The 20,823-nt window shown below is 76.1% G+C and carries 16 protein-coding genes; 10 read left to right on the top strand and 6 right to left on the bottom strand.

Features of this window, described 5'->3' with window-relative positions; translation table 11 throughout:
• Nucleotide 1: 1 nt before the first annotated feature.
• Together WME76_RS15150 and WME76_RS15145 are read left to right on the top strand one after the other, a co-directional pair.
• On the top strand, nt 2–499 hold the full coding sequence (locus WME76_RS15150; RefSeq protein ID WP_437960827.1) for a MerR family transcriptional regulator: 498 nt from the start codon (nt 2–4) through the stop codon (nt 497–499).
• Between the two features lie 241 nt (nt 500–740).
• Nucleotides 741–1,517 carry a sigma factor-like helix-turn-helix DNA-binding protein gene (locus WME76_RS15145; RefSeq protein WP_437960826.1) on the top strand — a complete coding sequence of 259 codons (777 nt, stop codon included), beginning with the start codon at nt 741–743 and terminating at the stop codon, nt 1,515–1,517.
• Here WME76_RS15145 and WME76_RS15140 read toward each other — a convergent pair whose 3' ends face one another.
• The 4 genes from WME76_RS15140 to WME76_RS15125 all read right to left on the bottom strand — a co-directional run bounded on the left by WME76_RS15140 (nt 1,518) and on the right by WME76_RS15125 (nt 6,023).
• Entirely contained in the window at nt 1,518–4,052 is a 2,535-nt protein-coding gene (locus WME76_RS15140) for a hypothetical protein (RefSeq protein WP_437960825.1), read from the bottom strand.
• On the bottom strand, nt 4,040–4,918 hold the full coding sequence (locus WME76_RS15135; RefSeq protein WP_437960824.1) for a hypothetical protein: 879 nt from the start codon (nt 4,916–4,918) through the stop codon (nt 4,040–4,042). Before WME76_RS15135 ends, WME76_RS15140 begins: the two co-directional genes overlap by 13 nt.
• A gap of 68 nt (nt 4,919–4,986) precedes the next feature.
• The gene (locus WME76_RS15130; protein WP_061612599.1) at nt 4,987–5,628 is read right to left on the bottom strand and encodes an RNA polymerase sigma factor; all 642 of its coding nucleotides are present in this window, start codon (nt 5,626–5,628) and stop codon (nt 4,987–4,989) included.
• A gap of 200 nt (nt 5,629–5,828) precedes the next feature.
• Nucleotides 5,829–6,023: a hypothetical protein gene (locus WME76_RS15125; RefSeq protein WP_437960823.1), complete on the bottom strand. Its 195-nt coding sequence runs from the start codon at nt 6,021–6,023 to the stop codon at nt 5,829–5,831.
• A gap of 456 nt (nt 6,024–6,479) precedes the next feature.
• On the opposite strand from WME76_RS15125, the gene WME76_RS15120 reads away from it, so the two are divergent.
• Both WME76_RS15120 and WME76_RS15115 read left to right on the top strand, forming a co-directional pair.
• Complete coding sequence (locus tag WME76_RS15120; protein ID WP_437960822.1) at nt 6,480–7,025, top strand: hypothetical protein; 546 nt, start codon at nt 6,480–6,482, stop codon at nt 7,023–7,025.
• Nucleotides 7,022–7,582: a septal ring lytic transglycosylase RlpA family protein gene (locus tag WME76_RS15115; protein WP_437960821.1), complete on the top strand. Its 561-nt coding sequence runs from the start codon at nt 7,022–7,024 to the stop codon at nt 7,580–7,582. The genes WME76_RS15120 and WME76_RS15115 overlap by 4 nt, the downstream gene beginning before the upstream one ends.
• Before the next feature lie 82 nt (nt 7,583–7,664).
• Here the strand turns inward: WME76_RS15115 and WME76_RS15110 are convergent, their stop codons facing one another.
• Nucleotides 7,665–10,094 carry a PQQ-binding-like beta-propeller repeat protein gene (locus WME76_RS15110; protein WP_437960820.1) on the bottom strand — a complete coding sequence of 810 codons (2,430 nt, stop codon included), beginning with the start codon at nt 10,092–10,094 and terminating at the stop codon, nt 7,665–7,667.
• A 232-nt stretch (nt 10,095–10,326) separates the two neighbouring features.
• Between WME76_RS15110 and WME76_RS15105 the strand changes: the two genes are divergently transcribed.
• The 4 genes from WME76_RS15105 to WME76_RS15090 all read left to right on the top strand — a co-directional run bounded on the left by WME76_RS15105 (nt 10,327) and on the right by WME76_RS15090 (nt 13,805).
• Entirely contained in the window at nt 10,327–10,953 is a 627-nt protein-coding gene (locus WME76_RS15105) for a CDP-alcohol phosphatidyltransferase family protein (RefSeq protein ID WP_437960819.1), read from the top strand.
• Between the two features lie 95 nt (nt 10,954–11,048).
• Nucleotides 11,049–11,639 (top strand): Uma2 family endonuclease, encoded by a 591-nt coding sequence (locus WME76_RS15100; RefSeq protein WP_437960818.1) that lies wholly within the window; start codon nt 11,049–11,051, stop codon nt 11,637–11,639.
• A gap of 76 nt (nt 11,640–11,715) precedes the next feature.
• Nucleotides 11,716–12,303 carry a Uma2 family endonuclease gene (locus tag WME76_RS15095; RefSeq protein WP_437960817.1) on the top strand — a complete coding sequence of 196 codons (588 nt, stop codon included), beginning with the start codon at nt 11,716–11,718 and terminating at the stop codon, nt 12,301–12,303.
• 359 nt (nt 12,304–12,662) lie between these two features.
• Complete coding sequence (locus tag WME76_RS15090) at nt 12,663–13,805, top strand: outer membrane protein assembly factor BamB family protein (protein WP_437960816.1); 1,143 nt, start codon at nt 12,663–12,665, stop codon at nt 13,803–13,805.
• A gap of 19 nt (nt 13,806–13,824) precedes the next feature.
• Here WME76_RS15090 and WME76_RS15085 read toward each other — a convergent pair whose 3' ends face one another.
• Nucleotides 13,825–14,568 (bottom strand): hypothetical protein, encoded by a 744-nt coding sequence (locus WME76_RS15085; RefSeq protein WP_437960815.1) that lies wholly within the window; start codon nt 14,566–14,568, stop codon nt 13,825–13,827.
• A gap of 421 nt (nt 14,569–14,989) precedes the next feature.
• On the opposite strand from WME76_RS15085, the gene WME76_RS15080 reads away from it, so the two are divergent.
• Nucleotides 14,990–16,501 carry a hypothetical protein gene (locus WME76_RS15080; RefSeq protein WP_437960814.1) on the top strand — a complete coding sequence of 504 codons (1,512 nt, stop codon included), beginning with the start codon at nt 14,990–14,992 and terminating at the stop codon, nt 16,499–16,501.
• Between the two features lie 230 nt (nt 16,502–16,731).
• Nucleotides 16,732–20,631, top strand: a complete 3,900-nt coding sequence (locus tag WME76_RS15075) for a serine/threonine-protein kinase (RefSeq protein WP_437960813.1) — start codon at nt 16,732–16,734, stop codon at nt 20,629–20,631.
• Nucleotides 20,632–20,823: the final 192 nt, after the last annotated feature.

Below are 20,823 nucleotides of genomic sequence, written 5' to 3'. Positions count from 1 at the left end.
CGTGCTGGACCGCATTGAGCGCGAGCACGCCCAGGGGATCACCTCGAGCGATATCCTCGAGCTGTTCGCAACGCATGGAATCAAGTTCAGCGAGGCGACGCTCCGGAAGTACGTGCAGCTCGGCCTGCTCCCGCGAAGCGTGCGGGTCGGGCGCAAGGGCAAGCATCAGGGTTCGCAGGGGATGTATCCGGCCACGGTAGTCCGCCAGGTTCAGCGCATCAAAGAGATGATGGCCCAGGACTACACCATCGAAGAGATCCAGCGTGAATTCCTGTTCGTGAGAGGTGATATCGAGGAGCTCGAGCGCACGATGACCAAGGTCTTCAGCGCGCTCAGGGATGCCGCGAAGGAGAGGCGGAGCGAGACGAGCGGGAGGGCGATCGCCCAGGACCTCGCGAGCGCGGAGACGCTCGCGCGGGAGCTCGTCGCGAAGCTGTCGTTGATAGAAGAGCGCTTGATGGCGCAAGCGCGGCTCACGAAACAGGCGGCCTCGTCGTGAGGGGCCGAGTCGCAGGACCTTCGTCTTCGTTGATGTGATCGGGGCCGCAAGCGCGGCCCCTCCTGGGGACTGGTGCGATCGACGGAACGGGCGTCGGCTCGTTTCGTCGTAATTTTTCAGGGACGGCATCCGGCGTTACGTCGGGCAGAGAGCGGTGACCTTCGCGCTCGAGCTGGGACTCGGGACGTTGAGGGAAACGCGCGCGCTTGAGAGCGGAGACGCTACCAAACGGAGGCAGCGCATGGCGACGGTGTCTGAGAGCGAGCTCGAGATCTTCGGCCTGGACGGTGCGGATGCGGTGGGCGGTGAGTGCGACCCGGCCGGCTCGAACGAGCCAGTCGTGGAGGGGGCGCTCGCGCTCCAGGTCGACCCCGCGGCGCCCGGGAACCCCATCACGCGCGAGCAGCGCCGGTCCCGGCGCAAGCGCGAGATCCGGGCGCGGACGATCAGCGTCAAGCGCATGACCAAGCGCGAGCTGGAGATCGGCCGGATGCTCTATCCGGAGACCGATTATTACAAGCCGCGTATGCGCGCCGAGTGCGTCGACGGCCCGAGGCCGTGCCCGTACGTCTCGTGCCAGCACCACCTCTATCTCGACGTGTCGGCCAGGACCGGCGCGATCAAGCTGAACTTCCCCGATCTCGAGGTCTGGGACATGAACGAGACGTGCGCGCTCGACGTCGCCGACCGCGGCGGCACGACGCTGGAGGACGTGGGCGCGATCATGAACCTGACCCGGGAGCGCATCCGCCAGGTCGAGGTCAAGGCGCTCGCGAAGCTCGAGGCGCTGAAGGACATGATGGCGCTCCGCGACTACATCGACGAGGGCCCGGTCGGCAAGCGCCGGCTCCCCGTGCTGACCCAGCCCGAGGAGGACGAGGACGAGGACGAGGTCGCGCTCGACGAGGACGAGGACGAGGGCGCGGGCGGCGACGCGGAGGACGAGGGCCTCGAGGCGACGGGCGCCGAGCGGACGTCCGGGATCGAGGACGCCGGCGACTTCGACGGCGGGGAGTGATCAGTCGGGCCGTGCTTCCACGGTCACGATCGCGTCCGCGCCGAGCGCGCCCGAAAGGAAGGCGCGCCACGCGGCGAGCGTGGCCTTCGCCGGGGGCGTGCGCGAGGCGCGGCCGCTGAAGAGGTTGATGAGCCGGCGCCGGGGCTCCGCGAGCGCGTCGCGCTCGCGCCGGGCGACGAGGGCCTCGGCGCGGCCGAGATCGGCGTCGGTGACGCGCTGCGCGAGGCCGGCGAGGAGCTCCTTCACGCGGGTCGAGGCCTCGCCGAGCTCGGCGCCCGGCGCCCGGATCTCCACCGCGAGCGCCGCCGCGCGCGTGCCGCCGAGGACGCGGGCGCTCGCGCGCGCCGCGAGCTGCCGCCGCGAGGTCGCGGCGTCCGGAGCCGCGGTCGCTGGCGCTGCCGGGGAGGCCTGGACGCTCGGAGGGGCCGGCGCGGTCGCCGGCGCGGCGAGCGCCGCCGCGAGCAGGCCGTCGGCGCCATTGAGGGCGGCGACCGTGAGCTCGGCGAGCTCGCGCGCCGTGGCCTCTCGCGCGGCCGGGAGCCGCGCGCCGACGACGGCCTGCGAGAGGGCCGTCCCCGCCGGCAGGCGGGCGTCGTGGTGACCGGGGCGGGGCACGACCGCGCCGTCCGGTGAGCCGCACGTGCGCGGCGCGAGCCGCGGCGAGAGCCAGCGCTCGGCCGCCTCCGCGGCGGCGGCCGCCTGCGCGGCGTCGGCGTTGGCGAGGACGGCGAGCCGGAGCGGGCCGGTCGCGAGCGCCTGCCAGCGGAGCTGCACCGTCTCGAGCGCGCCGCTCGCCACCCGGTCCCAGACGCCGAACGGCTCGATCCAGGACGGGTGGTCGGGCGCGATCGCGGAGGCGAAAGCCTCGAGCGCCGCGGCCCGCCCGCCGGAGAGGCGCTCCAGGTGCTGGAGCGCCGCGGCGCGCGCCTGCGTGAGCGCGTCGGGGCCGAAGGTCGTCGCCGCGACCGCGCGCGCTGCGGCGCTCGCCACGCGGCGCCCGAGCTCCGCCGGGGTCTCGCGATCGTCGCGGAACGGCGCGTGCGCGATCACCCCGACGGCGTCCGCCGTGACCCAGGGCTCGATCGTCACGTCGAGCTCGCGCCGCCGCGTCTGCACGGCGGCGAGCGCGGCGAGCGCGGTCGCGCCTGCGTCGTAGAGCCCCTCCTCCGCGACGCCGCACGGGCTCGCGAGCAGCACCCAGACCTCGCCCTGCCCGCGCTCGACGAGGGCGCGCCGCTCCAGCGCGGGCTGCGCGCCCGCCGCGAGCGCGCGCGCGAGCTCGGCCTCGAAGGTCCGCGCGCCGGCCTCGCCGGCCCCCGCGGGCCGCGGCGGCTCGGCGCTCGGGGGGACGCCGAGCGCCGTCGCCCAGCGCTCCGGCGGCGCGCCCGGGGCGCTCCCCGAGAGCGCCCACCAGGAGGCGCGCGCGCCGGCCTCGCGCGGGTCCTGCGCGGTGAGGATCTGCCGCGTGACGACCGCGGGGCCCGGCGGCGCCGCGAGGTCGCGGCGGATCTCCTGCCGCGCCACCGCGGCCGCGAGCGCCGCCGAGGTCTCGACGGGCGGGGCCGCGGGCAGGTCCGACGCCTCGATGGTCACGCTCACGCAGCCGCCGCGCGGGCGGGCGATCCCGAGCACCTCGACGGTGCGGAACGGGGAGGGGAGCGCCGAGAGCCGCGCGCGCAGCGCCGACCCTGGCGCGCCGAGCCGCTCGGCCGCGGCGACCGCCGCCTGCGGGCTCGCGACGCGCGCGGCGATCGTGACGCGCGCGGCGCGCCGCTCGATCTGGTTCGTCGCGTACACGCCGATCGTGTCCGCCGCCGGCCACGCGTCGGCGGGCGGGCCGCCCGCGGGCCAGCCGCCCGCGCCCTCGGCCGCGCGCGCGGCCTCCGCGCAGAACGCGGCGGGGCCGACCGCGGCGATCGAGGTGCGCCCGGCGTGCAGCGCCGCGGTCCGCCACCCCTCGAGCTCGCGCACGCCCGCGGGCGACGCCAGGTCGACCACGGGCTCGGCGCCCGCGAGGCCCAGCCGGCCGGTGCACGCCGCGATCGGCGAGAGCTCCGGCGCGTCGAGCGGGCTCGCGCGGAGCGCCCGCACGCGCTCGATCGCGCGGGCGACCTCCGGGCTGCCGGCGACGATGGGCTGCGCGAACGCCGTCGAGAGCGCGCGCAGGAACGGCGCGACGCGCGCCGCGTCCTTGACGAGCAGGCGCACGCGGAACGCGCTGCGGTCGATGCGCGCGTCCACGTCGAAGCCGGCGGCGAGCAGCCGCGCCTCGACCACAGTGGCGAGCGCCGTCGTGGCGACGGAGCCGAGATCGGTCGCGACCGAGGCGACGAGCGCGGGCGCGGGGTCGCCGTCGCGCGAGACGAGCGTGAGCCGCGGCCGGGCGTCGAGGTGGCGCACCTCGATGCGCCCGACGCTGCCGTCGGGCGTCGAGACGAGCGCGTTCCCCGGGGACGGCGGGGCGCCGCGCGTCGCGCCGGCGCAGGCCGCGAGCAGGACGAGCGGCAGCGGGAGCGCGGGCCTCAGGGAGCGCATGCGTCGTCGACCGGGAGCGGCGCGTCTTCCGGCTGGAAGTCGGCCGGGCATCGCGGGGCGATCTTGAAGCCGTAGAAGTAGGTGAGCACGCCGGTGACGGAGCGGAACGAGGCGCCGGCCGCGAGGGGCGGCCCCTGGGCCTCGAGGTCGTAGAGCTCGTTCGACAGGCTCGGGACGTCGGCGGCGGGCACGCCGGCGCCGACGTTGATCGACGCGGTGTAGCGGCCGCCGCTGCTCCTGGGGTCGCCGGCGAGCTTGATGCCCTCGACCCGCACGAGCATGCCGATGTACCTGCGGGCGGACGCGTAGCGCTTCAGGTCGTCGAGCGGCACGCGGATCGGCCTCACGGGGCCGTCCTCGAAGCGGAAGCTCATGGTGCCGCCGATCTCGGGCAGCGTGCGGCAGTCGCCGAACCGGCCGGCCGAGGGGCCGAGGAACTCGGTGAGCATGCCGCTCAGGTCGACCACGTCGCCCGGGACGAGCCGCAGGTCGGGCGGGCTGAACGCGGGCTGGAAGACCGTGATGCCCGAGTAGGCGACCGGCTCGTCGGCGAGGTCTTGCACGTAGTGGTTGCCGTGCGCGCCCTCGCCGGTCTCGTCGAAGCGGTCGATGGCGATGAGGGTGGCGCCCGTGACGTGGGCGCGGCGATCGGGCGGCACGGCGCAGCGCTCGCTGTCCTCGTCGTCCGGGTCGAGCCACCCGGCCTCGCCCACGAGCTCCGCGATGCGCGCGCCGCCGCCGCGCTCGTCGGCGAGGGGGATCCAGGGGGCGTCTCCGTTGCCGCCGCCGCACGCGGCGAGCAGCGGGGCGGCGGTCACGACGACCGCGGCCGGGAGGGCGGAGGAGGTGCGAAGCGAGCGGGCCATCCTCTCCGGCTCATACCACAGGGCCGACGGGCGCCGAGCCCTCTTCGGGCCCTTCGATGCGGGGCGCCTCACGCCGCGAGGCGCGCGTCCGACAGCATCGCCTCGAGGCGGCTCTGGATCTTGTGCCGCTTCGTGTAGACGGTCTTCACGCTGATCCGCATCCGCTCCGCGATCTGCTCCGGGGGCAGGCCCTCGCCGAAGTAGAGCGCGACGAACTCGCGGTCCTTGTCGGAGAAATCGTGGAGCACCTGCCCCACGAGCGCGGCGCGCTCGCGGCGCTCGGCGTGGTCCTGCGGCGACGGGCGCTCGCACGGGAGCTCGACCGCCGCGTCGTCGAGCGGGGCGCAGCGCGGCGCGCGCCGCGCCCCGCGCAGGTGGTCGTAGGCGCAGTGGACGGCGAGCGTGCCGATCCAGGAGCTCAGCCGCGCGCCGCGGCCTTCGTCGAAGGTCCTCAGCTTGCGCATGTCGTTCGAGAGGAGCTGCATGAGCAGCGTCGCGTGGATGTCGCGGATGTCGTCCTGCGCCACCACGGCGGAGAAGCGGGCGATCACGCCGGCGATACACCGGTGGACGAGCCGGTCGTACCGGGCGTGGAAGGCGCGCCAGGCGCGCTCGTTCCCCGCGATCATCTCCTTCACCAGCGCCCCTTCGGCGACATCGCCGAGGTCTTCCGATCGTTCCTTGCCGCAGAGAAGCACGTCGTTGGACATGCCGGGGACGAGTGCACCCAGCGTGCCAGCGCCGCCAGCGCGGGAGAGAACGGCGGCATGGGGGCGGTGTGCCGCCGCGGGCCTGTGACCGTACCTCGATCGCTGTTAACGAGGGTTCACTGCGCTCCGAGCTCCGGCGCAGGGCGCGGAGCGCTGACCGCCGCGCCCCCTGTCCGGGGGGCCTCGCGGGCCGGCGGTGGTCACGGGTAGCGCTCCGCGGAGACGCCGCGGCCGAGCGCCACGTCCTTCAGCACCTGCGCCCTGAAGAAGTGCTTCTCGACCTCCTCCTTCGAGATGCGCGTGCGCGCCTCGAACGCGTAGAGCTTCGCTGGCTTGTGCTTCTTCTCGTCGCGGTAGCGCTCGGCTCCGGCGCTCGGGATCGCCCAGATAGTCAATCTGATATCGACCTTGAGAGCATGGTTGCTTCCCCCGGGGACGCCGGCGCGTGCTGCCGGCGAGCAGAGGTGTCGTGTCCGTCGAGGCGCCGGCGGGCGCGGCATCGACGGAAGCGCGATCGTGAGTCCTGGAGCGCGTGTCGACGCCCGTTGCTCAGCGCCGGCGCGGTGTTCGATCGCGTCTTCGCGGGCACGACGTGATCGCCGTCCTGAGGTCGGGCGCGGCACGTCACCCCAACTCTCCCCGGGAGACCGCGTGCTCGGGATGGGCCCGGCCGCCCCGGCGACGCTCCGCGGGCGCGCGCCGCACGGCGTGAGGAGGTGGGTCGCCGCCGAGAGGTGACCCCCGCTACCCGGGTGAAAAGATCCAACCACGCGCCCCTGGCGCGGCGTCGCTCCGGCGGCGCCGCGCACATCGGCTCTGCGCGCGGCCAAGTTTCGGGCTATGGACGGATCGTGCTTTCCGGTCGCGCCCTCGCCCTCGCGGTCCTCGCGTGGTCGTTCCTCAAGGTCGCGGTGCGCCGTCTCTTCGACGGGCCGAGCGGCCTTGCGCTCTTCCACGAGAACTACGACGCCGATCGCCTGCCGCCCCTCTCGCCCGCGGAGCGCGCGGCCCTGCCCGGCTTCTCCCGCTGCATCGCGTGCGGGCGCTGCGACCTCGGGGAGGCCGAGCGCATCGCCGCGTCCGGCGGGGCCTACCCCGGCCTCATGACCGTGGTGCTCGCGTCCTCGCGGAGCATGCCGGACTTCGACGCCGCGGCGCTCGCGCTCGCGCACGTGCCGGAAGCGGTGCTCGCGGAGAAGGAGCGGATCTGCCCGACCGGCGTGCCGTTCCGCGAGCTGGCCAGGTTCGTGCGGTCCAAGGCCAGCGCCCAGGCGGCCCTGTCCGCGAACGGGGAGGGGAGCGAGCCCGCCGCCCTCGCCCTCGTCGCCGCGGTCACCCCGCCCGCCGCCGACCTCGACCCCTCGTCGGCCGACCGCGCAGCGCCCGAGGCGACGTGACGACGCCGCAGGGGCGCCGCGTCGCGGGGAGGGCGCTCGCCTTCCTGCTCCTCTTCTGTACCCCCGCCTGCGCCGCCCACCAGCCGGTCGCCCCGCGGACGAGCGCCGAGCCGATCGCGCGCACCGTCGCGCCGAGCACCGCGCCGGTGCCCCCGCGGGGCCGCGACGACGACGAGCCGGACGAGGACGACGGCCGCATCTCCACGCCGGTCGCGCCCGCGAGCGCGCGCGACGCGAAGAAGGGGGTCGCGATCCAGCGCGGGCGCGCCACCTACTACGCCGACAAGTTCAACGGCCGCGCCACCGCGAGCGGCGAGCGCTACAACCCCCGCGCGCTCACGGCCGCGCACCGGACGCTCCCGTTCGGCGCGCTCGTCGACGTGATACGCCGCGACGGCCGCCGCGTGCGCGTGCGGATCAACGACCGCGGCCCGTTCAAGCGCGGCAGGATCATCGATCTGTCGCGCCGCGCCGCCGAGCGGATCGGGCTGATCAAGGACGGCGTGGCCGACGTGACGCTCGAGCTCATCTGGAAGCCGTCCCGGCGGCCGCGCTGACGCGCGCGCGGACGTTCGGCCGCGCGACGAGGCCGGACGTCCGCGCGCGCGGCCCGCGCCGCCGCGGCGGCGCGGGCCGCCGCTACTGGACGAGGCTGAGCCGCGGGGCCGCGGCGAAGGCGGCGAGGTGGCCGCTCTCCTCGGCGACGTAGACGTCGCACCGCTCGTCGACGCGCAGGAGATCCGGGATGAGATCGGTCGGCACCTTGCCGAGCAGCGCGCCGTCGCGCGGCCGGACCACGTGCACCTCGTTCTGCGGCACGAACAGCGCGCCCGAGCGGAGCACCGGCTCGAGGCGCCGCGGCCTGTCGCCCTCGACGCCGCCCGCGATGACGTGCCGGTACCGGACCGCGCCGTCGTGCGCGCCGACCCCGACGATCTCGCCCGCCTCGCTGTTCACCACGACCACGTCGTCGACCATCAGGCACGAGGCGGTCGCCGCGCACGCGGTCAGGTCGAAGCGCGTCGCCCCGGTGCGGCGGTCGAGCCCCACGAGCCCCGTGCCGCGCCGCCCGTGGGTCACCACGCACACCGTCTCGGGCCCGAGCAGCGGGGCGCCGACCGGCGCGACGTGCTTCGGCAGATCGACCGTCCACCGCGCCTCGCCGGACCACGGGTCGAGGTGGTGCAGCCGCGCCCCGCCGCGGCCGACGAAGGCGCCGTCGCCGGCGACGGCGAAGAGCGCGTCGTGGTCGACCGCGACCGGCGACGCGAACGGGAGCCGGTCGCAGAAGCGCCAGACGACCTCGCCGCTCAGCACGTCGAGCGCCGCGAGCGCCGGCTCGCCGCTGCCGACCACGACGAGCTTGCCCGCGCGGCGCAGCCGGAAGTTCTCGCCGCGGCGCGCGGCGTAGCGCCAGCGCACCTCGCCGGAGTAGAGGTCCACCGCGGCGAGGTGGCGCGTCCCCTCGCTCACGATGAGCATCCGGGGCAGCCCGGGGGCGCTCACCACCGCGCCCGAGGCGTTCGCGCCGACGCGCGGCGAGAGCCGCGTCGACCAGGCGACCTCGCCGGACGCGAGCTCGTGGAGCTGCAGCGTGCCGTCGGGCAGCAGCCGGCCGAGGCCGACCGGCGTCATCACCGAGACGGCGCGCGGCGCCGGCTTGCGCCACAGGCACTCGCCGGTGCGCCGGTCGATGCAGGTGAGCTCGCGCGTCGAGCCCACCACGAGCACGTCGCCGCACAGGAAGGTGGCGCGCAGGTCGAGCGACGGGATCGCCGCGATCCACCGCGCGGTGAAGCGCAGGCGGGTCCGCCCGAAGGTGTCCTCGGCCGCGGCCTGCGGGCGCGCCGCCGCCGCCGCGAAGGCGCGGTACGTCTCCGGGGCGACGTTGATCTTCGCGTCGTTGCGCGTCAGCTCGCGGAGCCGCTCGGCGAGCTCGCGGACGCGCGCCCGGAACTCGAACAGGCGCAGGTTCGACGCCTGCCCGCGGTCGCGGCGCACGAGGCTGCGCGCGAGCGCCCGCCCGAACGCGACGACGCCCTGGGCGAGCGCCGCGACGTCGACGGCCGGGAAGGTCCAGGTCTGCGCCCGGTCCTCGGCGGCCGAGAAGGCCGAGCCGCGGCCCGGGCCGAGCGCGCGGGGGTCGGCGGACCCGGGGCGGCCGGCGCGGGGCACGCCGAGCGTGAGCGACAGCGCGCCCTCGCTGTGCAGCCGCACGCCGAGGATGGCGCCGCCGACGGTGAGCCGCCGGTGGTACGGCTGCCGCCGCGCCCACGCGTCGAGCGACTCGAGCGAGAGCGACGCGAGCTGCTCGGCGAACGGGAAGATGAAGACGTCGGGCAGCTCGCGCGCCTCCTCGCCCACGAGCACGCGGAGCTTGCCCCGGAAGAGGAGCGAGAAGAGGTCGGCGCGGAGCACGGCCGGCTGCGCGGCGGCCGCGCCCTGCGACGTGCGCAGGAGCGCCTCGGCCGCGATCACGATCGGGATCTCGCCGGTCGGCTCGACGCCGACGATCGCGGGCTCTCCGCCCGGATCGTCGGACGAGAACGGGAGGGCGGCGGTGAGCGCCCTGCGCGCGGCGGGGAGCCGGAGCTCGCCGAGCCCGCCGCGCTCCGCGTCGTTGTCGGCGAGGGCGGCGTCGCGGCGCAGGGCCGCGCTCCTCGGCGGGGCGAGCCGGTCCATGGCCGCGAGCAGGCGCGCGCAGAGGGCGTCGCCGTCGAAGCGCCGCTCGTGCAGGGCGATCTCGGGCACGTCGCCGCCGTGGAAGACGGTGACGAGCAGATCGCGGCCGACGCGCTCCAGCCCGAGCTCCCAGGGGTCGGGCTCGAGGCACAGGCGCACGACGGCGCGCGCGCGGCGTCCGGCGGCGAGCTCCGCGGCGGCCTCGGCGAGGTCGCAGAGGAGCGGCAGCGCCTCGGTCTCGGCGCGTAGCGGCAGCGCCGCTTCATCGAGCGGAGGGGGCGTGTTGCGCGCCCCCTCCAGGACGAAGTCGAGCAGCTCGTGCAGCGACGTGCGCTCGGGCTCCGGTGAGCATCGGGTGGTGTCGGCGACAAGAGACAGTCCGGGCATCCGTTGCGGGATGCTAGGCAGGGCGGAGCCGGGTCCTAAGTTTTGTGCGCGGATAGCCGCGGAGTGGACAAGCCCGTGGCACCTGACTAGACAGCGCCGCCGCCGGGGGGCCCGCTGTCGGCGCGGTCGTTCGAGGAGCGCTGCGGCGGGAGGGCGGCTCGGGTACGCTGGCGCGCCGCGCGGATTGGTGGGCAATCCAACCGGACGTGCAACCCTCCGCACCCCGAGCGCCATGTCTCCCGAAAGACCGCCCCATTTCTCGATGCTCCGGTCGTTCGCGCTGGCCGATTTCGTCACGCTGGCGAACGCGGCGAGCGGGACGCTCAGCATCCTGCTCTGCCTGAACTACGTGGCCGAGCGCGAGCGCATCTACATCTGGGTGGCCTTCGGGCTCCTGCCCCTCGCGCTCGCGTGCGACGTCCTCGATGGCACGATCGCGCGCTGGCGGCGCAAGCACTCGCCGCTCGGGGCCGATCTCGACTCGCTCGCCGACGTGGTCTCGTTCGGCGTGGCGCCGGCGGTGCTCGGCTACGCGCTCGGCCTGCGCGGGCCGTGGGACGCCGCCGCGCTCGTCTACTTCGTCGCGTGCGGGATCAGCCGGCTGGCGCGGTACAACGTGACGGCGGCCGAGCTGTCGGACGAGCGCGGGAAGGTGCGTTATTACGAGGGCACGCCGATCCCCACGAGCCTGCTCATCGTGCTGCTCTTCGGGGTGCTCTTCGCCATGCATCGCGTGCACGAGCAGCTCTGGCTCGGATCCATCGCGCTCGGTCCGTGGTCGTTCCACCCGCTCAGCCTGGTCTACGTCGTGAGCGGCAGCGCGATGGTCAGCGGGACGCTGCGGATCCCGAAGCCGTAGCGGGGAGGGGGCGGCGCAGCGCCGATCGGATCGGCTCTCCGGCCCTGCTCCTCCACCGCCTTGCCCCGCCGCACGCCCCCGGGCAGGCTTCGCCCATGGGCCAGCCCGCCGAGAAGCCCCGCCGCGCGACGTACGCCGACCTCGAGGCCGTGCCGCCGAACAAGGTGGCGGAGCTCGTCCGCGGCACGCTGCACGTGTTTCCCCGGCCGGCGCCGAAGCACGCATGGGCATCGTCGGGCTTGGGGGCCGAGCTCATCGGCCCCTTCCAACGCGGACGCGGCGGCCCGGGGGGCTGGATCATCCTGGACGAGCCGGAGCTGCACTTCCTCGACCCGGGCGCGCCGGGCCAGGTCGACGCGCTCGTGCCCGACCTCGCCGGATGGCGTCGCGAACGCATGCCCGCGCTGCCAGACACGCCCTATTTTGAGCTCGCCCCGGACTGGATCTGCGAGGTGCTGAGCCGGTCGACGGAGGACGTCGACCGCGACGAGAAGATGCCGATCTACGCGCGCCAGGGCGTGCGGCACGCGTGGCTCGTCGACCCGAACGCGCGGACGCTGGAGGTCTACGTGCTCGGCCAGGATCGTCGCTGGGGGTCTGCGGTGGTCCACCGCGACGCCGCGTGCGTCCGCATCGCGCCCTTCGACGCCATCGAGCTCGATCTCTCGGTGCTCTGGGCGAAGTAACGGAGGGAGCCGCGCCGGCCTGACCCGGCTCCTCACCGCCTTGCCACGCCGCGCGCCCCCGGGCACGCTCATGGCCATGGGCCAGCCCGCCGAGAAGCAGCGCCGCGCGACGTACGCCGACCTCGAGGCTGTCCCGTCGAACAAGGTGGCGGAGCTCGTCCGCGGCACGCTGCACGTGTTCCCCCGCCCGGCGCCGCGGCACGCCAACGCCGAGGGAGCCCTGCAGGGCGAGCTGTTCGGCCCCTTCCATCGCGGTCGCGGCGGTCCGGGCGGATGGTGGATCCTCCCCGAGCCCGAGCTGCGCATCCCCGACCCAGACGCGCCGGGCGAGATCGACGCGCTCGTGCCCGACCTGGCCGGCTGGCGCCGCGAGCGCATGCCCGAGCTGCCCAAGACGGCCTATTTCGCGCTCGCTCCGGACTGGATCTGCGAGATCCTGAGCCCCTCGACGGAGCACCTCGACCGCGACGAGAAGATGCCGATCTACGCGCGCGAGGGCGTTCGGCACGCGTGGCTGGTCGACCCGATCGCGCGGACGCTGGAGGTCCACGTGCTCGGCCAGGATCGTCGCTGGGGGTCTGCGGTGGTCCACCGCGACGCTGCTCGCGTCCGCGTCGAGCCCTTCGACGCCATCGAGCTCGACCTCTCGGTGCTCTGGGCGTAGGGAGATCTCCGCTCATCATCATGGCGCACCGAAGCCGCTCGTTCGGCTCCCGAAGCCGTCGCGGGGAGGGGGCGGCGCGCGGCGGGTGCCGTTCCCCTTTTCGGGCCGACCGCGTCTCCGCGCGGACTGGCTCCCGTCGCGACCCACCGGGACGCGGCGCGGGTCCGGATCGGGCCCTTCGACGCCATCGAGCTCGACCTCTCCCTGCTGTGGGCGAAGTAGCGGGCGGCGCGCAGCCTGTCGCCATCCCTGGTTGCCCCCTTCGAACCCCTCGATCCGGGCCGCTGCGCGCCGTGGCGAGGCAGCGCCGCTCACGGTCGCTCTCGATCGCGGGCAGCCGCCGGCGATAGACTGTCGCGATGCGGCCCTGCAGGAGCTGTGGCGCCTCGCTGGAGGCAAGTGGTCATGGGGGGGTCGCATGTCCGCGCTGCGGCGCCGAGAACCCCCCCGTCCGCGGCGCGGCCGCGCCGCCGGTCGCGCCGCCCGCAGCGCCGCTGAACGCCCCTGCGCCCACCCCGGGCCCGTCGAGGGCGGTGAAGGCGCTCCTCGCCGCGACCATGGCCGTGGTGGGTGTCGGCTTCGCGGTGATGTTCTTCGCGCGCGTCGAGCAGCCGCAGGAGCCGGCGCCGCGCGCGCGCCAGCTCACGACGCAGCTCGACGCGCTCTGCTTCGTGGACGCGAACGGCGACGACGCGCCCGACCCGGTGCTGTGGCAGGACGGCAAGACGCGCGGGCGGGTCGTGGCCATCGACGGACGGAGCGGGCAGGGGCTCTGGTCGTCGCAGGAGTTCGAGCGTCCGGACGCGCTCGCCTGCCCGAACGGGAGCACGGTGCTCGCGGGCGGCGGGGAGGAGCCCAGGCTGCGCGCGCTCGACGCCCGCACGGGCCAGGAGCGCTGGGCGGCGAGCCTGCCCGCGGTCCCCGACGAGGTCGCCGGCGGCGAGGGCTGCGCGACCGTGGTGATGAAGGACGGCGCGGCGATGGGGATCGCGCTCTCGGGCGGCGAGGCCGCCGACTGCCCGACCGCGCCGGCGCCGGCGGCGATCACGGGGCACTTCTGGGAGCGCAAGAAGAACCCCCGCGTGGTCCAGGTCGGCGACGTGGAGGTCGCCCTCACCGTGCCCGCCGAGGGGCCGCCGCGCCTCACCGCCGAGGGGCGGCGCGGCGGCGCGTCGATCTGGAAGCGGGATCTCCCGGCGCGCGCGCCGGTCTCCGGCGGGCGGCCGGACCTGTTCCTTGTCTCGAGCGGCGGCGCCGCCGTGGTGCTCGGCGTCGACGTTGTGGGCGGCACGGAGCCGCGGATCATCGCCCTCGATCCCGCGTCCGGGGCGAGCCGGTACGAGGTCCCGGCGGGCTACCTCGGCGAGCGGCTCCTCGTGGCGAAGGCCTCGGGCCCCTACGTGTACATCGTGAGCGGCGCGGCCGTGAGCGGCGCCGCGCTGCGCGCGATCGATCCGGCGACCGGAGGCACCGTGTGGCGCGCGACCCCGCCGACGCCGTGATCCGGCCCTGCGGGCGCGCTCAGCAGAGACAGCCGACGAACGTGCCCGAGAACAACGGCCGCTCCATGACCGCGGCGCCGCACGTCGGGCAGGTGTCGCCCAGCTTCAGCTCGCGGGGCGGGGGCGCCTGCTTGGCCGGCTTCGCCGCCGGCGCGCCCGCCGACGCGGCGGTCGCGGCGAGCGGCTGGAACTCCACGATCGACACCCGCGAGAACCCCTGCCTCGGGGTGGCGCTGCGCTGCGGTGAGGCCAGGAGATCCTGCTTGGTGCGGACCGGCAGGATCGGCCTCGACATGTTGATGTACGCGAGCTCGGACGTGTAGAGCGCCGGATCGAGCATGCGCGGATCCTCGGGCTGGACGATCCCGTGCTGGAAAGCCTCGATCAGCATGTCGACGTCCGTGCGCGCGTTGCGGTTGCGCGCGGCGTCGACCAGGAAGAGGCCGTTGCCGTAATAGGCGGCGTTGAGCCAGAAGCCGGTGCCCGCGGTGTGGTAGCCGCCTGTCGCCCACTTGTAGCCGCGCAGCGAGCGGACGTGCGTGGTCAGCGCGTTCGCGAGCGCGTAGGACGTCATGCCGAGCGGCAGCAGGCTCACGAGCGCTGCCGGATGGAAGTTCAGGCAATCGCTGCAGCAGACAGGCACAGTCGGCACGAGCGCCTGCGCCGGATCGATGCAGACCTGGACTTCCGATTCGCTGCGATAGCAGCCGGTAAAACAGGAGTGCCGCTCGACGGCGGCCAGGAGCGCGGCGGGAAGTGCCATGCGAGCAACTATACCGTCCACGAGGGCGCATGGCTGCCGCCGCGAGCCGCTGCAGCGGCTCCGTCGCCGCTCCCTGCGAGACGACGACGCGGGACGCCGGGCCCAGGCGTTCACGACGTCCGCGAGCTCTGCGGCGTGCACACGCGTCCACGTCGATGCGCCCCCACGTCCCCATGAGCCTTTACGCGCCTCCACACGCTTTCATCCGCCTCGATGCACGGTTGCGAGCAGGCGAGCGCGATTGCGTCCCTCGTGCGCCTGCCACAGGATCGCTGCACGTGGCGAACGCCGTACAACACGAACGCATGTTCCCCGGGCGATGCGTCCTCGATGAAGCGCGACCGGGGGAGCGCGCGATGCCGCCGGGGGCGGGCGCCGGCTCCTCCTGCCGGCCCGAGCGCCGCGCGGACGCACGGGCGGCGTGACGGGGCGGAGGCGCGCGCTGCTGGTCGCGCTCGCCGGCGCGCTGTCGGCGCTGCTGCCCGCGCTCGCGCTCTCCGGGTTCACTGTCGACGACGCCCTGATCACGGCGCGCTACGCGCACCACATCGCGCGCGGGCTGGGCTACCGCTTCAACGCGGCGGGGCCGGTGACCGACGGCGTGACGCCGCTCGGGTGGGCGTTCATGCTCGCGCCGTTCGCGGCCGGCGGCCCGCTCGCCGCGCTCGCGGCCGCCAAGGCGATCGGCGTCGCCGCGTGGACGCTCGCCGCGGGGGTGCTGGCGCTCGCGGTCGACCGGGCCTCCGACCGACCTGCGCGGTTCGCGGCGCTCTTGCTCGTGCCGGCGTCGGCCCCGCTCGGCGCCTGGAGCGCGGCGGGCATGGAGACGGGGGTCGTCGCGGCGCTCGGCGCGCTCGCCGTCGCGCTGCCGGCGCTCGGCCAAGCCCTCGCCGGCGCCGCCTGCGCCGGGGTCGCGGCGGCGCTTCGGCCGGAGCTCCTTCCGTTCGCGCTCGTGGTGGCGGTCGCGGCCTCGGCGGCTCCGCGAGGCGGCGGCCGGGGCGAGGCGGCTCCGCGGCGCGACCACGATGGCCAGGCCGAGGCGCCACCGCGACCGGCGCGGGCGGCGTGGGCCCACGCGCTCGCCGCGCTCGCGCTCGCGGGCGCCCCGTTCGTCGCCGTGGCGCTGACGCGGCTCGCGATCTTCGGGCGCGCGGCGCCGCTCGCCGCGCTCGCGAAGGCGCCGGACGCGGCGCTCGGGGCCCGCTACGCGCTCGCGTGCTTCCTGCTCACCGGGCCGGTGGCGCTCGTCGCGCCGCTCTCGTGGCGCGCGCTCCCGGCGTGGCCGCGCGGGCTGCTCGCGGCGGTGGCCGTGCACTTCCTCGCGGTCGCGGCGGCGGGCGGCGACTGGATGCCGCTGTCGCGGCTCGTCGTCCCGGCGCTGCCCGCGGTGGTGCTCGCGGCGGCCCACGTCGCCGCCGCGGCGGACGCGCGCGCCACGGCGACTCGGATCGCGCTCGCGCTCGCGGGCCAGCTCTTCGTGATGGTGCGGATCGGGCCGACCGCCGCGCGCGTGGCCGGCGAGCGGCTGCGCGTCGTCGAGGAGCTCCGCGGCGCGCTCGCCGGCGCAGAGGTCGTCGCGGCGCTCGACATCGGCTGGCTCGGGGCGGCGACGGCCGCGACCCTCGTCGATCTCGCGGGGGTCACCGACCCGGCCGTCGCCGCGCTGCCCGGCGGGCACACCACGAAGCGGATCCCCGCGGCGCTGCTCGACGCGCGCGGGGTGGACGCGCTGGTGCTGCTGCTCGCCGAGGGGCAGGCGCTCGCGTCGCCGTGGACCGCGTCGCGGTTCGCGCGCGGGGTGGAGCAGCGCCTCGCCCGCCTGCCCGGCGCCGGCGAGGCGTTCGCCCCGGTGGCGGTGAGCGGCGTGCCGCACCTGCGGTACGTGGTGCTGCGGCGCACCGGCGCGGAGGGCGCGGGCGCCGCCCCGCGCTGACGCGAGCGCGGTCGAGGTGCGCCGCCCTGCGCGCCGCGCGCCGCGATGACGCCGGGCGCGGGCGAGGTGCGCGCTCGTGCGCGGCGCGCGCCGCGTCGCCGTGGCCGCTGGCAACGTGAGCCGGCACGCGCGCCGCGCGACGTCGAAGCAGGCGGCAGTGGACGCCGGATGCGCGTCGCTGGCACGCTGCGTAGAAGCGGCAGTGCGCCCGCCCGGAGCGCGTCAGCTCGATGCAATCAGGAGAGGTCGTCGACGACCGGTTCGAGATCGAGGAGCACGCCGGCTCGGGCGGGACGGCGCGCGTGTACCGCGCGCGCGACCGGCGGTCCGGCGAGCTGGTCGCGCTCAAGCTCCTGCAGACGGCCGCGACCCCGGCGCTGAGCGCCCTCGCGCGCGAGGCGCTCGCCCTCGCGACGCTCAGGATCCCGGGCACGGCCCGCCACGTCGCGCACGGCGCGACGCCGGGGGGCCGCCTCTACCTCGCGACGGAGTGGATCGAGGGCGAGACCCTCTCGGAGCGGCTCGACCGCGCGCCGCTCACCCTCGGCGAGAGCCTGACGCTCGCCGCGCACGTGGCCGAGACGCTCGCCTCCGTTCACCGGCTCGGCTTCGTGCACTGCGACCTGAAGCCGGGCAACCTCGTCCTCGAGGGCGGCGACCTCCAGCGCGTCAGGCTCATCGACTTCGGCGTCGCGCGCCTCTCCGGCGACGAGGAGGAGTTCCCGACGCTCGGCGAGATCCGCGGCACGCCGCAGTACATGGCCCCGGAGCAGGCCCGCGGCGAGCCCCAGATCGACGCGCGCGCCGACGTGTTCGCGCTCGGCAGCGTGCTCTTCGAGTGCCTGACCGGGCGCGCCGCGTTCGCCGGCGACGACCCGCTCTCGGTGCTCATGAAGGTCCTCCTCGAGGAGCCGCCGCGGCTCAGGGAGCTCCGCGGCGACGTCCCCACCTGGCTCGATCGGCTCGTCGCGCGGATGCTGTCGAAGCCGCGGGAGTCCCGGCCGCGCGACGGCGCCGCGGTCGCGGCGGCGCTCGCCTCGGAGGCGCACGATCGGCGCGTCGACGCGGGGCCGCTGTCGCAGCCCGCGTCGTCCCACCCCCCGTCGCACTGCGCGCGCGAGATCACGACCAGCGAGCGGAAGGTCATGTGCCTCCTCCTCGCGCGCGAGGGCCACGCCGACGCGGAAGCGACGCTCTCCGACGCCCAGGACGAGCGCCGGACGCAGGCGATCCGCGAGCTCGTCGAGCGCCACCGCGGCCGGATCGAGCTCCTCGACGCGCGCTGGCTGCTCGTCACGCTCTCGGGCTCGTCCGCGCCCACCGACCTCGCGGCCCAGGCGGCCCGCTGCGCGCTCTCGCTCCGGGAGCTGCTCGGCGACGCCCGCCTCTCGCTGGTCACCGGCCGGGCCGAGGTCGCGGCGCGGCTGCCGGTCGGCGCGGTGATCGATCGGCTGGTGCAGCTCGTCCAGGGCTCCCGCGAGCCGCGCCGCCCGGCGGCGATCCGCATCGACGACACGACCGCGGGCCTGCTCGGCGCGCGGTTCGACGCGACCCGGGACGCGTCGGGGTGCTGGCTCCACGGCGCGCGCGAGGAGCCCGAGACGCCGCCCCCGCTGCTCGGCCGGGCGACGCCGTACGTCGGTCGCGAGCGCGAGCTCGAGCAGATCGCGGCCGAGATCGACGGCTGCCTCCGCGGCGGGGCCCCGGGCGCGGTGCTCGTCACCGGCGCGGTGGGCGCGGGCAAGTCGCGGCTCTGCTACGAGCTCATCCGCGCGCTCAGGGCGCGGGGCGAGCCGCTGGAGGTGTGGGTCGGCCAGGCCGATCCGATGAGCGCTGGCTCCGCCTTCGGCCTGCTCCAGCGCGCGCTCCGCCGCGCGCTCGGCCTGCACGACGGCGAGCCGATCGCGTCGCGGTGGCGCAAGATCCAGGGCCGCGTCGCGCGCCGCTGCGGGGCGGCGGCGGTCGCGCGCGTCTCGCCGTTCCTCGGCGAGCTCGCGGGCGCGCCGTTCCCGGACGACGACGACGTGCGGCTCCGGGCGGCGCGGCGGCGCCCGCTCCTGATGAGCGACCAGCTCCGCCTCGCGTGGGAGGACTTCCTCGACGCCGAGTGCGCCGCGCAGCCGGTGCTCCTCGCGCTCGACGACCTGCACTGGGGCGATCTGCCGACCGTGACGCTGGTCGAGGCGGCGCTGCGCAACCTGAAGGGCAGGCCGTTCGCGGTGCTCGCGCTGGCCCGGCCCGGCGTGCACGACCTCTTCCCGGGGCTCTGGGGGTCGCGCCTCGTGCGGGAGGTCCGCCTCGCGCCGCTGCCGTCCGCGGGCGGCGAGCGGCTCGTGCGCGAGGCGCTCGGCGACCGGGCGAGCGCGGAGCTCGTGCGGACGCTCGTCGATCGCGCCGACGGCAACGCGCTCTATCTCGAGGAGCAGATCCGCGCCGCCGCCCGCGGCAGGACCTCGGCGCCGCCGGAGACGGTGCTCGCGATGGTGCAGGCCGGGCTCGACGCGCTCGGCCCGGAGGCGCGCCGGGTGCTCCGCGCCGCGAGCGTCTTCGGCGAGGCGTTCACCGAGGCGGGGGTCGCGGCGCTGGTGGGCGGGGCGGAGGTCGCGCCCGAGCTCGACGAGCTCGCGCGGCGCGAGACGATCCTGCGGCTCACGCCGCCGAGCGCCGAGGGGGACGCGGCGTACCGCTTCCGCCACACGCTCCTCCGCGAGGCCGCCTACGGCATGCTGACCGAGGGCGACCGGCGGCTCGGCCACGCGCTCGCGGGCGGCTTCCTCGCGCAGCGCGGCGAGGCCGACCCCATGGCGCTCGCGGAGCACTTCGAGCGCGGCGGCGAGCCCGCGCGCGCGGCCACGGCGTACCTCGTGGCGGCGCGGCAGGCGCTGCGCGGCAACGATCTCGGCGCGGTGCTCGCCCGGGCGGCGCGCGGCGTCGCCTGCGATCCCGCGCCCGCGACCGTCGGCGAGCTCCGCCTGCTCGAGGGCCAGGCGCACTTCTGGCGCGGCGACGTCGCGCTCGCCGAGGAGCGCGCGGAGGCGTCCGCGGAGCACCTCGCGCCGGGCAGCGCGGCGTGGTTCTCCGCGGTGACGCAGATCATCCTCGCCGCGGGCACGATGGGCGGCCACGAGCGCGTGGAGCGCTGGGCCGGCGTCGCGCGCGACGCGCCCGCGCCCCTCGACGACGGGAGCTCGGCGAAGAGCGTCTGCCTGAGCTCGGCGGCGCTCATGCTGGTCTTCGGCGGGCGCTACGCGCTGGCCGACGCGCTGCTCGAGGCCGCGGAGGGCGCGATCGAGGGCGCCGCGACGCCGGATCTCGACGCGCTCGCGAACCTCCACGAGGCGCGGGCGATCCGCGCGCACGCGAGCGGCGACGCCGGCGCGAGCCTCTCGGGCATCGAGGCGGCGCTCGCGGCGTTCGAGCGGGCCGGCGACGTGCGGCGGGCCTGCATGGCGTGGATGAACCTGGGCTACTGGTATGGCCAGGCGGGTCAGCTCGAGGAGGCCGAGGCGGCGCTGCGCCAGGCGCTCGCCGAGTCGGAGCGGATGGAGCTGCGCGGCACCACGGCGTATGTGCTCCAGAACCTCGGCCTGGTGCTCGCGTACCGCGGTCGGCTCGACGAGGCGAGGTCGGTCGAGGAGACCGCGTGCGCGATGCTGGAGCGCCACGGCGACGTGCGCATGGAGGGCTGCGCGCGCGTCTACCTCGCGAGCATCCTGGTGCTCGCGGGTGATCCCGAGGCTGCGGCGCGCGAGGCGCGGGCCGCGGAGGCGCTCCTCGAGCGGGCCCCGCCGCTGCGCGCCTACGCCGTCGCGGTGCTCGGCCGCGCGCTGCTCCACCTCGGCCGCGCGCCCGACGCGCTCGCCGCCGCGCAGCGGGCGCGCGCGTTGCTCGACGAGGTGGGCGTGGAGGAGGGCGAGTCGGTGGTGCGCCTGGTCCACGCCGAGGCGCTCTGGGCCTGCGGTCAGAGCGCCGAGGCCGCGCAGGCGATCGCCGCGGCCCGCGCGCGGCTGCTCGAGCGCGCGGCCAAGATCCGCGACGCCGTGTTCCGGGAGCACTTCCTGGAACGCGCGGCCGACAACGCCCGCACGCTGGAGCTCGCGCGGGCGTGGCTGGGCGAGGCGGCCGAGTAGGAGCGCTCACGCGGCGAGCGCTCGATCGCCTCTCCTGGCGAGGTGCTGCGCGGCGCGCGCTGCGCTGCCGCGCGTTGCGCCGCCGGGCGGACGTGGTCCCGGAGGCAAAGCGGCGCACACGCATCGGCAAACCCACCCGGAACGATGCAATGCCATCGACGTGGCATCGCTCGAGGTAGGCTCGGCGTGCCC

Source organism: Sorangium sp. So ce119, assembly GCF_051524405.1.
Taxonomy (GTDB): Bacteria; Myxococcota_A; Polyangia; order Polyangiales; family Polyangiaceae; genus Sorangium; species Sorangium cellulosum_G.
Note: the sequence above shows the minus strand (reverse complement) of the source record. Positions and strands in the feature narration are given on the sequence as shown.

Bases quoted from the DNA above. Each gene is read 5' to 3' on its own strand.
- WME76_RS15090 (WP_437960816.1), top strand. From the start codon at position 12,663: ATGCGGCCCTGCAGGAGCTGTGGCGCCTCGCTGGAGGCAAGTGGTCAT.
- WME76_RS15105 (WP_437960819.1), top strand. From the start codon at position 10,327: ATGTCTCCCGAAAGACCGCCCCATTTCTCGATGCTCCGGTCGTTCGCG.
- WME76_RS15130 (WP_061612599.1), bottom strand. From the start codon at position 5,628: ATGTCCAACGACGTGCTTCTCTGCGGCAAGGAACGATCGGAAGACCTC.
- WME76_RS15085 (WP_437960815.1), bottom strand. From the start codon at position 14,568: ATGGCACTTCCCGCCGCGCTCCTGGCCGCCGTCGAGCGGCACTCCTGT.
- WME76_RS15075 (WP_437960813.1), top strand. From the start codon at position 16,732: ATGCAATCAGGAGAGGTCGTCGACGACCGGTTCGAGATCGAGGAGCAC.
- WME76_RS15135 (WP_437960824.1), bottom strand. From the start codon at position 4,918: ATGGCCCGCTCGCTTCGCACCTCCTCCGCCCTCCCGGCCGCGGTCGTC.
- WME76_RS15100 (WP_437960818.1), top strand. From the start codon at position 11,049: ATGGGCCAGCCCGCCGAGAAGCCCCGCCGCGCGACGTACGCCGACCTC.
- WME76_RS15095 (WP_437960817.1), top strand. From the start codon at position 11,716: ATGGGCCAGCCCGCCGAGAAGCAGCGCCGCGCGACGTACGCCGACCTC.
- WME76_RS15145 (WP_437960826.1), top strand. From the start codon at position 741: ATGGCGACGGTGTCTGAGAGCGAGCTCGAGATCTTCGGCCTGGACGGT.
- WME76_RS15110 (WP_437960820.1), bottom strand. From the start codon at position 10,094: ATGCCCGGACTGTCTCTTGTCGCCGACACCACCCGATGCTCACCGGAG.
- WME76_RS15140 (WP_437960825.1), bottom strand. From the start codon at position 4,052: ATGCGCTCCCTGAGGCCCGCGCTCCCGCTGCCGCTCGTCCTGCTCGCG.